Raw genomic sequence first — 14184 nt, 5'->3', positions numbered from 1 at the left:
AAAATTTATGGTTCTATTAATAGTAGTGCGGGGTAGAGCAGTCTGGTTAGCTCGACAGGCTCATAACCTGTAGGTCGTTGGTTCAAATCCGTCCCCCGCAACTTTTTTCTGTGAAGATTGTGTTTAGGTAAAGTGTGTTGTCATTATTAAAGTTATATCAGTGTTGGGGATTTTTATGAGACCTAGTAGCTATGTAATTCATCAATGGCAGATGTCATATATTGTATTGTCAGTCTTGTATTTAACGTTGTTAACTGGTGCATTTTTTATTATTTTATATGGATCTAGCAATATAAAATTTTTAGGGGATTATCTCTTCTTAACAGTTGCGGCACTATCATTTATCTCACAGTTTATTAATATTACATGTAATATATTAAATATAATTAATGTAAAGCGTGAGCTGGGAAACAAGTTAAAACAATTTAATAAAGACTCTAGGAGTTCTATGCCTGTATTATCTGCTAAAAAGCAGCTAATAGTAGCGGTGGGTTTTATTGGTGAGTCTATGGGGTTTTGTTGTATAGCTTCTGTACTGCTGATTTTAGGGGCTCACTTAATGCCTTTTAATTCCGTAGCTTTGCCTATGCGTCTTTTTAATATTTTTGCGTCATCATTCTCTGTAATGTATGGATATGTACTTTTAATAAAAGGTATTCAAGGCAATGCTGCATCAAAAGAATCTAGTAGCATGAAGGTAAAATTACATGCTAAGTGGGTACTGCTGAATAGTATATTATTTCTTTCATTGGGAATTTATAATATTTTATATGAAACAGCATTACATGAAGTTTTAGATTTTTATACTAATCATAGTCTTGCTATGCTTTTAAAAGCTACTGTCTTTATTGGATATGCAGTTGTTTTAACATCTATCTTTTTTTCGCAAGTTTTTACGCCGCATCATGCTGTAGGTACTGAACACAGTAATGTAGGGGCAGGTGAAGTATCAGAAGAAAAAGCAAAATTAGTTATTAATGAAGCAGGATTAGGTGTGAAGTTAAATTCTGTTGTTGATGTTAGCAAGGCTCAGGTTGTTAATACGTGTTGTCGGTAAAATTTTTGTGTGCGCACACACCATTTTTTAACAACTGAATGCATAATATATTGATGATGATTGAATAAGAAATGAAGAAATTAGCAATAAGAAAATTAATAACAGTGATCTATATTAATAATTACAAATTCATCTAAGGTTAGATTTATAGGTTATCCAAAATTCAGTGTTGTAGTAGAAATGATATAAATTAATCTGTGGTTGTATTAATACTAAATGCTTTTATTTATAAAGTTCAAGATAAAATATCAACTATTTCTTAATCTTAGAGAACTTATTTTAATAAACCCCTCTGCATCTGCGTGATTGTAATTCTCTGATGTGTCAAAGCTTGCTAGATCATGTGAATATAAACTGTTGTGAGATTTTCGTCCCACGATCATAACAGATCCTTTGTATAATTTTAAGCGTACAACTCCGTTTACTTTTTCTTGTGACTTATCGATGAGTGCTTGTAACATTTGTCTTTCAGTAGTCCACCAATAACCATTGTATATTAGCTTGGCATATTTTGGCATTATTTCGTCTTTAAGGTGCACGGCTTCTCTATCTAAAGTTATGCTTTCTATAGCACGGTGTGCATGTAAAAGTATTGTTCCTCCAGGGGTTTCATATACTCCTCGTGATTTTATGCCTACATAACGATTTTCTACTATGTCTATAATTCCTATACCATGTTTACCACCTATTGTATTCAATTGTTTTAATAAATTTGCAGGGGAAAGAGGTACGTTATTTATTGCATATGGATCCCCTTTTTCAAAGGCAATTTCTATATATTCTGGAGTATCACTAGCTGATTCTGGAATTACTGATTTGGAGAGCATTGTATAGTCAGGTTCGACATATGGATCTTCTAAAGATTTTCCTTCATATGAAGTATGCAATAAGTTTGCATCTATAGAATATGGTGGTTCACTTGCTTTATCTAAAGGAACATCTATATTGTGCTTTTTTGCATATTCTATTAAGCTGTTTCTTGAAGTTAATTTCCACTGACGCCAAGGTGCTATTACCTTTATATTTGGGTTGCAAGAATAGTACCCAAATTCGAATCTAATCTGATCATTTCCTTTTCCAGTTGCTCCATGTGCTACAGCATCTGCTCCTGTGAGGCGAGCTATTTCAATTTGACGTTTAGCTATTAGTGGCCTTGCTATAGATGTACCAAGCAAATAATACCCTTCATATACAGCATTTGCTCTAAACATGGGAAATACAAAATCTTTTACAAATTCTTCTTTTAAGTCTTCTATGAAAATTTCTTTGACGTTTAATGAAACTGCCTTTTGTCTTATAGCAGACATATCATCGTTTTGTCCTAAATCTGCAGTAAATACTACTATTTCACAATTGTATTGTTCTTGAAGCCATCTTAATATAACCGAGGTATCTAACCCTCCTGAGTAAGCTAATACTATTTTTTTCATTAGGTAATAAATAATAATTACGTCAAGCTTAAATTTTATTATGTTTTTATTAGAATGACAAGTTATTATTGTTGATAATTGATGTTGTAATGATTGGAAAATTTGAGCTTCTCGAAATAATTTGAGATATTAATAAAATTACAATGCAAATAATAATTTATATTATATTATACATAACTATATTGGTAAAAATATACTGTCTTCATGAAAATTATCTTGTATCTAAAAATTATACTTTTGGTATTAATTTGTTCAAAATGCAATGAAGTGTTTGCAAAAGGTATAGTAAATAACTCTATTGGCAATTTTTATATTGGTGGGTCTTATGGGTATGATAAAAAAATACTAGAGTTTAAAACTGGAAATGGATATTTAGATTTTGATTTTAGTGTAAATAATGTAGTAGGTTATAATGTTGAACTGTCATTAGGTTATATATTTCCTAGTGCTTCTTTAAGTAATTTTAGGACTGATTTAGAATTTGTGTATATGACTAAGAAAAAAATACTTAATGAACAAAGGATAGCTAATGAAGATAATGAAGAACCTTTAGAAAAGAAAATGTTATATTGGAATAGCAATAAGTATAAAATTTTCTTTAATCTGTACTATGATGTTGGTAATTTTTTTAGTATAATGGACCTTACGTTTTTCTTTGGATCAGGTATTGATATCCATTATCTTATCGGTTGGTTTTCAAAAAATAGTGAATCTCTAGATCTTGAAAACAAATTAATGATACAAAATATGGTTGGTATAAAATATCAATTATTACCTAATATTGCTATTTATAGTGGTTATAGATGTTTTATTGGTTATGCAAAACCTAGAGATGATGTTAATTTGAAACATTGTTGTATTTTAGGATCTTATGGTCTTATATTTGGTTTAGAATTTATTTTTTAATGCTATATATTGATAGTTTATATTAATTATTGTTTATAATGTATTGATTTTTAGTTATAAATTTTTTGCTTATTGTTATGCAGATTATAAAAGTGGTTTTTCTAAAAAATTTGTTATTTATATATTTCATGATTAAAAACGTGTTGTTAATTGTACATGAGTATACATTAATCTAATTCTTAAGTATGTTATTTATCTTATTGATAATATATTAATATACAAGTAATTTATAGTTAAAAGTGATGCAAGATAGTAATATCTCAATATAGGTAATGTAAAAATTATTGACTTATATTAATTGTATTGGATGATTTATCCTAATAATTTTTATGTTGACTTCATAGTAGAGATTTGTATATCAACTATATAGTTAATATTTTTACTTTTTATGAAAAATTATATATATGCCATTATATGTTTTACAGTTATTACATTTAGTTTTGACGCTATAGCTAATCATTTTTATTTAAAAGGAGGTTATAATTTTTTGGGGGATTATTCTGATAGTTTTAAATCAGAATATATAGATTATCAGCATTTTAATATAGATATTAGTACTGCACTGGGGTATAAATTGGATAATAATTTTTTTTATGAATTTAAAATAAGGTATACAAATATAAAACCTGCAATACATAAATTAATGGATTTTGAAAAGATGGATTTGATTGATATCTTGCAAAGGATTATTGGTAAAAAACTCTATACACCAAAGATAGAAAATGTATTTGAAATTAATAGTGTTACTACTCTTGTTAATTCTGGGTATGATTATGTTATTAATAATAAACTGACAGCATACTTCAGTTGTGGAATTGGTATTGCTGGTTTATTGAATTATCAGGGATTTAGAAGTCATGTTTTGACTCATTATGGTGTGAGCGTGCAGAGTGAGGTTGGATTGTGTTATGTTGATAAAAAAAAAGTGAGTTTATGTATAGGATATAGCTATTTGAGGAATTATTGGAAATATGATACAAATAAAATCTATGATGAAGATGGAAATACTGTAATGTATCATTTTCAGGATTTTCAATTCAATTCTCATGTTGTATTTGCTGATTTTAAAGTTATGTTATAATACTGGTTTAAGCTTTACTATGCTTGGTGCATATCAGTAATTGTTTGATGAGGGTTTATTTAATAAAAATATCGATGCTATTGTGATTAATTTTAGAGGTTATCAATAGTATATAATACTATATTTAATTTTTTAGGAATGAAATTTTGCTGTTTTTTTTTTAATAACTTTCTTGCATTGTGTGGTTATACTTTATATAACTTGAAAAGTATAAAAATGTTAGCTTGGTAGTGTATAATGGTCAAGAATCTTTCAAATAATCTATCTAGATTTCTTCTTTCTCCGCTTGCTCCTACTAATTTTCCTGTTATGCCTAAACTTAATGGAATTGAGTTGTATTCTTTTGCTTGTGGTATTAGCAGAACTTTAGATAAGCTTGATCTTTTAGTAGTAAAAATGCCAATTAACACTACTGTGGGGGGTGTTTTTACAACTTCTTATACAGCAAGTAGCAATGTTGAACATTGTAAGAAAATACTTCCTTATGGTAAGGCAAGAGTTTTAATTGTGAATTCTGGTAATGCTAATGTTGCAGTAGGTGTTGGAGGGTATAAAGTTGTTGAAGAAGTGACAAGATTATGTGCAGAAAGGTTTGGTTGTTCTACTAAAGAAGTCTATTTCTGCTCTACAGGAGTTATAGGTGTTCCCTTGCCAATTGATAAAATTAAATCTGTTATACTAAATCCTATATGGAGTAATGCTAAAAACTCCTGGGAAGATGCTGCTAATAGTATTACTACAACTGATACTTTTATAAAAATGGTAACAAGAGAAGTATTAATTTGTGGTGAGAAAGTTACGATTAATGGAATATGTAAGGGTTCAGGTATGATTGCCCCTAATATGGCGACAATGTTAGCATATGTTTTTACTGATGCTAATATCAAATCAGATGTATTGCAAAAATTATTAAAAGAATATGTTGATGTATCTTTTAATAATATTACTGTTGATGGCGATACTTCTACTAGTGATTCAGTTTTGATATTTGCTACAAATCTTGCTAAACATAAACAGATATGCTCTGCTGATGATCAAGTCATTGATGATTTTAAAATTGCTTTAAAAGATATGCTAGTGGAAATGGCACATTTGATTGTCAGAGATGGAGAAGGAGTGGAAAAGTTTATTACAATTAATATTAAAAATGCTGTGTCATTGAATTCTGCTAGAAAATTAGGGTTTTCGGTAGCGAATTCCTTACTTGTAAAGACTGCTATAGCAGGTGGAGATGCTAATTGGGGTAGAATAGTTATGGCTATAGGTAAAGCTGGAGAGCCATTTAATAAGAATGAGATTTCGTTGAAAATAGGAGATAATGTTGTGTTAGTAGATGGTGAAATTAGTTCTACCTATAATAAAGTTGCTGTTAATCAATATGTAAAAAATGAGCAGAATGTTTATATTGAAGTTGATATTAATACTGGTAATTTTGATGCAACTGTATGGACTTGTGATTTAACCCATAGATTTGTTGATATTAATGGCAAATATTTGACTTGATTATTATTGTTAATTTTAGAAATTATAATGAATTTAAAAATAGCTACGTGGAATGTTAATTCTGTTAGGAAGAGGTTGGATCATCTATGTAGTTGGTTGGTAGAATATGATATTGATATAGCATTATTACAAGAAATAAAGTGTACAAATGAACTATTTCCTTTTTTTAATGTGGAATCATTAGGATATAGGTGTTATGTACATGGACAGAAGGCTAGAAATGGGGTAGCTATTATAACAAGGTATCCTATAATTGGGGAATTGGTTACAAGTATTTTTTTTTCTGATTACGAATCTAGTTTATGTTACAAATTAAGTTCAGAAGGTTTTATTTATAATTATAGAGAATCTCGTTATTTAGAGTGTGTGATTTTATGTAATAATGTTAAAGTTCGTGTTGCCAGTATATATGTTCCTAATGGGCAAAGTATTGATTCTGATGCGTTTCAATATAAACTTGGATTTTTTGATCAGTTAAGGGAACATATGTTCTCTTTACTTACACAGGAAGATATTTTAATATTGGGTGGTGATTATAATGTATGTCCTTATCCTATAGATGTGTATTCTCCTGAAGTTATGGATGGTAGGCTGTGCTTTCATAAATCTGAAAGAGAAAAATTTCGATCTATCTTAAATCTGGGATTTACAGATGCTTTTCGTATATTAAATGAGTATGAGCAGAAGTTTACTTGGTGGAATTATAAAGCAGGTGCATGGCAAGCAAACAAAGGTTTAAGGATAGATCATTTATTGTTGTCACCACAAGCTGCAGATAAGCTGTTATCTTGTGTTATTCATGATAAACTCAGAAGTTTAGATACACCTTCTGATCATGCTCCAGTTGTATGTAATATTGATTTAAGTTCTTAGTTAGTTTATGTATAAATATAATGTTTGATTTGTTTAATATCTAGGAACTTGTGTTTTACAATATGTGCTGTGTTTTAGATATAGAAATAAATTGATTTTTATAATAAGAACATATAAATATCTGAATCACAGTTAAAACTATATATGCAAAACGTTCTTTAATCTAACAACTGTCCTTACTTGTGAAGGTACATATTACAATATATTTTTAGTGTCTTACCAAAAATTTAATAGTGTTTTGTTTGTAGGTTTATATATGCTATAACGCATTTTTCGTCTAGATATATATTGATACGAATAATTGAGGAAGGTTAAGACATACTTTTTGATATTTTAACTGGACTTGTTAAGTATGTAAATATAATGTGTGGGTTTACTCTGGAAAAGTCTAATTGTATATTGTGAATTTTATCTACTGTACTCGCGGCTTTCTTGACATTTAATAAGATGTTGTCTTTCTTCTGCTGCTATATTAGCTTTTGTAGCTTTTACCTGTAGGTTTGATAATGTTGAATGATCATTTTCTTGCATGGTTTTCATAAGAATCATAGAAGTGATAATTGATACATATACTGTAAATAATAAGATTTTAAAAATATCAGTGCCATTGTGTGTTATTAAGTAACTAATAGATGTGAAACTTACATTTGCTATTGATATGATTAATGCTGTAATCCAGTTTACCATTGACCATATTGTATATTTTGTAGATGTGTTGGTATTTTTTAATTCTTTGTATTGTTTAATATTTGTGTCTAATGAAATAGAAGCGTATTCTATTACGAAAAGTGAAGATAGTATATTCAATATAGAAGCTGCTATAGCCATATGCTTGTTGATTGGCAAAATTAAAATGGCAATAGTTGATATAATATTAAGCCCTAGTAAGCTTACTGCTTCTCCTATAAATCCCAAATAAGAAAATAAGATTTTTTTTTGCAGATTTGTTTTTTTTCGGTAATTTTTTAATACGATATTTAAGTTATATGTTATATTAATACTATAGAGTAATATTGATGATATTGATAATATTGCAGTATATGATGATATAAGATTTTTAACATCTTTTGGGATACTTGATATTAATTTTATTATAAAAAAAACATTCCATAATGATAGAATTATTACTGTAGCTATAAGATGAATTTTTGTGTAACTTAGACTCTTACTTTTGGTCATATTTGTATACTTTAACATTATGTAAATTTATGATTTTCGTTTCTTATTTTTGAATCATTTTAATAATAAAACTTTTTTGAAGATAATTATTTTTAGTTTATTTAAGGCATGAGTATATAGTATATTTTTTGTTATAGAAATATCTTTTTATATAGAAAGTCTTTTATAATATCATCAAATAACTTTCTGTTATGTAAGTTTATAAAAATAATGTGTTCTTAATTAAAAAACGTGTATTGATATAACAGGATGGATAAGATTGCCTTTAAAAGCATATGTAGTTTTAATATTTCTTTTATTAAGTTATAAGCATTAAATTTTTTATAATTAATTACTGTATAATTGTGTTGAAATTATAAGAGTCGTATGTTATATGATTACTAAAAGGCTAGGTAGCTCAGTGGTAGAGCAGGAGAATCATAATCTCTTGGCCGTGGGTTCGAATCCCTCCTTAGCCACTTACCCTATTATTTAGTATTTTGTGTTGATGCTGTATTTCAATATCTGATAATGCTAAGTTAGCAGATAATTCTATATTGAGTATTATTATTGTTAATAATATACTAACTGCAATGCATGATATTCTAATTATTGGTCCAAGAGGAAAGTTAATAGGCCCGTTATTGTTGTGATCTTCTGTGTCAAAGAGCGAAAAAAATCGAGTTTGTTCTAAAACATTAATAATTTTGCCAGCAAATGCTATAAGATTTATCACTAGTGACACTATAGAAAGGGAAAATAAGAATACCAGATATTTTTTTTGTGTTATATGCTTATTTTGTTTCATTCTATGATAGTTAAAATATATCAGCAATGGTGATGCTATTAATAGCTTGATTAATATGCAAGCAAAGTCTACAGCGCCTTTGGTGTGGATTGCTGTTTTCTTACTTGATACTATCTCTAAATTGCCTGTTGCTACTTGATGTATCGCAATGATTTGTATTATTATTGCAATTGTAGCACTAAGTGCTTCAGCTGTGTGTGCTACTTTTTTATATTTTATTAAAGAGTTTTTATTGTTAGTATGGTGTGTACATGCTAATTCATAGTACGATAGTAGACACAGTATAATGCGTGCTGATAAAACCATCAGTAGATTAGTTAACAATAGATCTTTAGCACTAAGCTTAGAAGGGAACCTGATTAGCTGTATAAAAATTGCAAATAGGAATACTCCAAAGTATATAACATTAGCACAAAGTGCCATGTAGTGCTTAGTTTTATATGTTGCTTTTTTTGAAAAAAACATGCACTTTTTCTATGTTGATTAGTACATTAACATTCCACCGTTGACGTGTAGAGTCTGACCTGTAATATATTTACTTTCATCACTAGCTAAGAATAAAACTGCAGCAGCTACTTCTTCTGGTGTACCTATTCTTCTCATAGGAATATTTGCAATAATGTTATTGCGTTGCTCTTCGGATAATACATCTGTCATTGATGTTGCAATAAATCCTGGAGCTATACAATTTACGGTTATATTTCTACTTGCAAACTCTTTTGCTATGGATTTGCTCATGGCTATAATGGCAGCTTTAGATGCTGCATAACTTGTTTGTCCAGGATTACCAGTAAATGCTATAATTGAGGAGATGTTAATTATTCTTCCTTGATTATTTTTTAACATTGAACGGCATGCATTACGGTTTAGCTTAAAGGTTGTAGTCAGGTTTGTATTGATAACTTTATGCCAGTCTTCATCAGAAGTACGTAATGTGAGTTTATCTAATGTAATACCGGCATTACATACGATACCATCAATGCCAGACATAATTTTACATGCATTGTCAATTAAACCATTAATCTGTTCATCATTTGTTAAATCGCATGGTAAAGTATGTATTATACTATCTGTGCTTGAAGATTGTTTTGCGATTTCCTGTAAAACAGATTCTTTAGTACCTGAAATACAAAGTGTAGCTCCTGCAGCTGATAAAGTTTTAGTTATAGCCTTTCCAATACCACCAGATGCTCCAGTGATTAAAAATCTTTTTTGTGATAGATTAAACATGTTAGACCTAAATGTACACTTTTAACATGATATGCTACTTTGTTGAAAATGAGAAGTAAAGAGTTGTGTTGTTAAAGTAATGCATAAATATGTTTATGCAAGATGATTGAAGATTATTCTAGATAGTGATGTTGTGTAACTATTGAAATATATGTAATATTTTTTATACTATGGACAAATTTGTAGAATATATTGTTGTAAAATTTATGATATTAAATAAGTTCGATAAGCGTGTCATGATACATAATGGATAAAAGAAATAATTATGTTCATATATGGTAGCATTAGGTATAGATTTCTGCAGTTAAAAGTGATTACAAAATGTATTTATTAGTATTCTAGAAATAAAGTAGCTCTCAAGTTAGTGTATATTTCAGTTAAATAGATACCTATAATAGTTATTGTAAGGGTTAGTTTAATGTTGTTATTGTAGAAAGGTATGCGAGTTTTATATTTTTTATAGTAGTAATATGTTTTATGGTGTATATTATCTTATATATAGTATTGGTACTGTGTTATGTGTGTTACTATTTGTATAATTCTGTTAGAATAGTTTATTTAAGATATCCACGTAACTCTTAGAAAAATAATAAAGTCGTGAATTTTTATAGAATATTATTAATATTTATGATAAACAAAATATTTGATTTTTATTAGTGTGTTTAATTATTAACTTCATAATAGGGTTGATTAGATATTCTAGTTGTTAACTAATATGTTGCTGTAGCAAGTATAAGTATTAATGGGAGATATGAGAAATGATAAGTGCATTACAAGCGCCGAATGAAATACGTAGACGTATGCAGATGTTGTATCGTACAGAAGAAAATAGTTATATAAGGTATTTGACAGAGAAAACAGAAATATCACAAGATTCTAAAATTAGGATTTATAGTGTTGCAAAACAAATAATAGAGAGAATAAGAGTAGATAGAAATTTAGGTATAATAGATGCTTTCATGCAAGAGTATGGCTTATCAAATGAAGAAGGCATAGCTCTTATGTGTTTAGCAGAGTCTTTATTAAGAATACCAGATGATTGCACCATAAATGATTTAATAAGAGATAAGATAGGAAACAGTATGTGGAGTAATCATATAGGTAGTTCTTCATCAATATTTGTTAATGCAGCAACATGGGGTTTATTTATAGGTGGAAGAGTATTAAAAGATAGTAGTGATAGTACTCGATTATTTGGTACTATAAATAATTTATTGAAAACAATGGGTGAGCCTATAATTAGAAAGGCAGTGCAGCAAGCAATGTGTATCTTGGGCAAACATTTTATAAAGGGAAGAGATATAATAGAAGCACTTAACAATAGAAAAGCAGGTGAGTTATATTCATTTGATATATTAGGGGAAGCCGCAAAAACTAGAAAAGATGCAGAAAGATATTTTACTGAATATATGGCAGCGGTAGAAAATATAGGAAAGTCTAAAATTGTTAATGAAACAGGAAATTTAATAGATTATGATGAGATATCAGTCAAAGTATCTGCATTACATAATAGATATGAGTTTTCACAAATCGATGAAGTATTAGATGAGATAGTAGATAAATTATTGCAAATATGTAGATTGGCAAAAGATCATAACATTCGTGTATGTGTTGATGCAGAAGAAGCAAGTAGATTAGAAATATCATTAATGATACTTGAAAAATTGCGGTTTGATAGTAGTTTGAATGGATGGGAAGGTCTAGGATTAGCTGTACAAGCGTATCAAAAAAGAGCATTTTCAGTATTAGATTTTGTGGAAGATATATCAGTTAGATCTCATCATAAGATGATGCTAAGGCTTGTAAAAGGTGCATACTGGGATTATGAAATAAAGAATGCTCAAGAGTTAGGTTTAAGTAGTTATCCAGTGTTTACAAGAAAGGTGTATACTGATGTGTCATATTTAGCCTGTGCAAACAAAATTTTAAGTAAGCCAAATACTTTTTCTCCATGTTTTGCTACACATAATGCTTATACATTGGCTGCAATATTAGAAATGGCAAATAAGGATCATCCAGGGTTTGAATTTCAAAGATTGCATGGTATGGGAGCTAGTTTGTATGAATATGTAACGCAAGAATTAGCAGCAAATGTTAAGTGTAGAGTTTATGCTCCTGTTGGAAGTTATCAGGATTTACTTCCTTATTTGATTAGAAGATTATTAGAGAATGGAGCAAATAGTTCATTTATTAATCAATTAAATGATAGTAATGTGTCACTGGAACAGTTAATAGAAGATCCATTAGAAAAAGCAAAAGAGTTCGAATATTTACCTCATCCTAATATACCATTACCAAAGGACATATTTGGGCCTGATAGACTTAATTCTATGGGTATTGATATTACTGATTCTGTTACTTTAGCAAGTTTTAATGAAGAAATGAAAAATTATCAAACTTGCAAATTTAGAGCAGCTCCAATTATAGGGGGAGAAGAGCTAGATGGTAATTTTATGGAGGTATTTTCTCCAACGAATTCTGAAGACATTATAGGAGAGGTATTATTTGCAGATTCTGCACAAGCATTATCAGCCTTAGATATAGCATATGATGCGTTTAAAGACTGGTCTAATATCCCAGTTTCTACTCGTGCTGCTATACTGGAAAAAGCAGCTAATTTACTAGAAGAAAATAAAGCAAAGTTAATAACTCTACTTATCAGAGAAGGGGGTAAAGTTATTTCTGATGCTATTGCAGAAGTAAGGGAAGCTGTTGACTTTTTACGTTATTATGCACTTCTTGGAAGGCAGGAATTAGAGCAATCAAAAAAATTACCTGGTCCTGTAGGGGAAGATAATTATCTTTACTTTAGAAGTAGAGGGGTATTTATGTGCATATCTCCTTGGAATTTCCCCTTAGCAATATTTATTGGTCCTATTGCTGCAGCATTAGTTACTGGAAATACTGTACTTGCAAAACCTGCTGAGCAAACTTCTATCATTGCATATGAGACAGTAAAGTTATTGTATGATGCTGGGGTGCCGAAAGAAGTTTTACACTTATTGTTAGGTCATGGTAAAGAATTAGGAGAAGTATTATTAAAAAATGAGAAGATAGGTGGAGTAGCATTTACTGGTTCAACAGAGACAGCTAGCATAATTAATCAATCTATTGCACAAAAAGAAGGTGGTATTATTCCATTCATAGCTGAAACAGGTGGTTTAAATACCATGATAACTGATACTTCTGCATTAATAGAGCAAGTTACAAATGATGTTATAACATCAGCATTTAAAAGTGCTGGACAAAGGTGTTCAGCGTTAAGGGTATTATTTGTGCAAGAAGAAGTGGCAGATAAACAAATTGAAATGATTTGTGGTGCTATGGAAAGTTTGGTCATAGGAGATCCTATGTTATTAAAGACAGATATAGGGCCAGTAATAGATAAGGCATCGCAAGAAATGTTAATCTCCCATGAAAACAAGATGTCACAAGAGGCAAAATTATTGTGTAAAGTTAAGTTAGGGGAAGATTGTAAAAAAGGTTATTTCTTTGCTCCATGTGCATATGAGATACAAAGTATATCTCAGTTAAAGAGGGAAGTATTTGGTCCGATATTACATATAATCCGTTATAAGAAAGAGAATTTACATAAAATTTTGGACGAGATCAATAGTACAGGATATGGGTTAACGTTTGCTGTGCAAAGTAGGGTGCAGAGTAATATTGATAGTATTATTGATAATATAAATGTTGGGAATGTTTATGTAAATAGAAATCAAGTTGGAGCAGTAGTAGGGGTGCAACCTTTTGGTGGACAAGGATTGTCTGGTACTGGTCCTAAAGCAGGTGGTCCATATTATTTACATAGGTTCCTAACAGAAAAAGTGGTAAGTATTAACACTACAGCTTTGGGTGGGAACACTTCTTTGATGTGTTTAACTGATTAGATTTGGTAGAACATATTATTTTGTGTTCTATCTCTATTTTTATTAGGAATATTTATGTAAGTTATTGGTTTAGAAGCATAAATGTTACTGTTTTGATAGCATTCTAGCGCTATACTAAAGTGGTAGATTATATATTTTATATAAATTCCTGATGAAGATGAGAATATCCTATCTCCTGAAAGTATGAGCCTGGGGTTTTATAGTCGTACTATTTTTTATAATGATCTAATTCTGTTTGTGCTTACTTA

At 29.6% G+C, this 14184-nt stretch carries 10 protein-coding genes and 2 tRNA genes; 8 read left to right on the top strand and 4 right to left on the bottom strand.

Annotation, left to right across the window (positions count from 1 at the left end; translation table 11 throughout):
* Positions 1–26: 26 nt before the first annotated feature.
* Together PVA18_RS02760 and PVA18_RS02755 are read left to right on the top strand one after the other, a co-directional pair.
* Positions 27–101, top strand: a tRNA-Met gene (locus tag PVA18_RS02760).
* Between the two features lie 74 nt (positions 102–175).
* Positions 176–1057 carry a hypothetical protein gene (locus PVA18_RS02755; RefSeq protein ID WP_052692776.1) on the top strand — a complete coding sequence of 294 codons (882 nt, stop codon included), beginning with the start codon at positions 176–178 and terminating at the stop codon, positions 1055–1057.
* Positions 1058–1305: 248 nt separating this feature from the next.
* Here the strand turns inward: PVA18_RS02755 and PVA18_RS02750 are convergent, their stop codons facing one another.
* On the bottom strand, positions 1306–2487 hold the full coding sequence (locus PVA18_RS02750; protein ID WP_045804567.1) for an argininosuccinate synthase: 1182 nt from the start codon (positions 2485–2487) through the stop codon (positions 1306–1308).
* Between the two features lie 204 nt (positions 2488–2691).
* On the opposite strand from PVA18_RS02750, the gene PVA18_RS02745 reads away from it, so the two are divergent.
* The 4 genes from PVA18_RS02745 to xth all read left to right on the top strand — a co-directional run bounded on the left by PVA18_RS02745 (position 2692) and on the right by xth (position 6850).
* Positions 2692–3393 carry a hypothetical protein gene (locus tag PVA18_RS02745; RefSeq protein ID WP_045804568.1) on the top strand — a complete coding sequence of 234 codons (702 nt, stop codon included), beginning with the start codon at positions 2692–2694 and terminating at the stop codon, positions 3391–3393.
* Between the two features lie 487 nt (positions 3394–3880).
* A complete protein-coding gene (locus tag PVA18_RS02740; RefSeq protein WP_257639922.1) occupies positions 3881–4474 on the top strand; it encodes a hypothetical protein in 594 nt (197 codons plus the stop codon).
* A gap of 237 nt (positions 4475–4711) precedes the next feature.
* Positions 4712–5977 (top strand): bifunctional glutamate N-acetyltransferase/amino-acid acetyltransferase ArgJ, encoded by a 1266-nt coding sequence (argJ, locus tag PVA18_RS02735; protein ID WP_045804570.1) that lies wholly within the window; start codon positions 4712–4714, stop codon positions 5975–5977.
* A 27-nt stretch (positions 5978–6004) separates the two neighbouring features.
* Positions 6005–6850 carry an exodeoxyribonuclease III gene (xth, locus tag PVA18_RS02730; RefSeq protein WP_045804571.1) on the top strand — a complete coding sequence of 282 codons (846 nt, stop codon included), beginning with the start codon at positions 6005–6007 and terminating at the stop codon, positions 6848–6850.
* A gap of 408 nt (positions 6851–7258) precedes the next feature.
* On the opposite strand, the gene PVA18_RS02725 is transcribed toward xth, so the two are convergent.
* A complete protein-coding gene (locus PVA18_RS02725; protein ID WP_045804572.1) occupies positions 7259–8029 on the bottom strand; it encodes a hypothetical protein in 771 nt (256 codons plus the stop codon).
* 386 nt (positions 8030–8415) lie between these two features.
* Between PVA18_RS02725 and PVA18_RS02720 the strand changes: the two genes are divergently transcribed.
* Positions 8416–8487, top strand: a tRNA-Met gene (locus PVA18_RS02720).
* Here PVA18_RS02720 and PVA18_RS02715 read toward each other — a convergent pair.
* On the bottom strand, positions 8481–9281 hold the full coding sequence (locus PVA18_RS02715) for a hypothetical protein (protein ID WP_045804654.1): 801 nt from the start codon (positions 9279–9281) through the stop codon (positions 8481–8483). The two genes, PVA18_RS02720 and PVA18_RS02715, sit on opposite strands and share 7 nt — an antisense overlap.
* Before the next feature lie 18 nt (positions 9282–9299).
* Positions 9300–10046, bottom strand: coding sequence for a 3-oxoacyl-[acyl-carrier-protein] reductase (fabG, locus tag PVA18_RS02710; RefSeq protein WP_045804573.1), 747 nt, complete (start codon positions 10044–10046; stop codon positions 9300–9302).
* A 758-nt stretch (positions 10047–10804) separates the two neighbouring features.
* Between fabG and putA the strand changes: the two genes are divergently transcribed.
* On the top strand, positions 10805–13936 hold the full coding sequence (gene putA / locus PVA18_RS02705) for a bifunctional proline dehydrogenase/L-glutamate gamma-semialdehyde dehydrogenase PutA (protein WP_045804574.1): 3132 nt from the start codon (positions 10805–10807) through the stop codon (positions 13934–13936).
* Positions 13937–14184: the final 248 nt, after the last annotated feature.

The sequence above is a fragment of the Ehrlichia muris subsp. eauclairensis genome (genome assembly GCF_051097115.1).
GTDB lineage: Bacteria > Pseudomonadota > Alphaproteobacteria > Rickettsiales > Anaplasmataceae > Ehrlichia > Ehrlichia muris.
The sequence above is the reverse complement of the archived record's forward strand: the minus strand, read 5'-3'. Positions and strand labels throughout refer to the sequence as shown.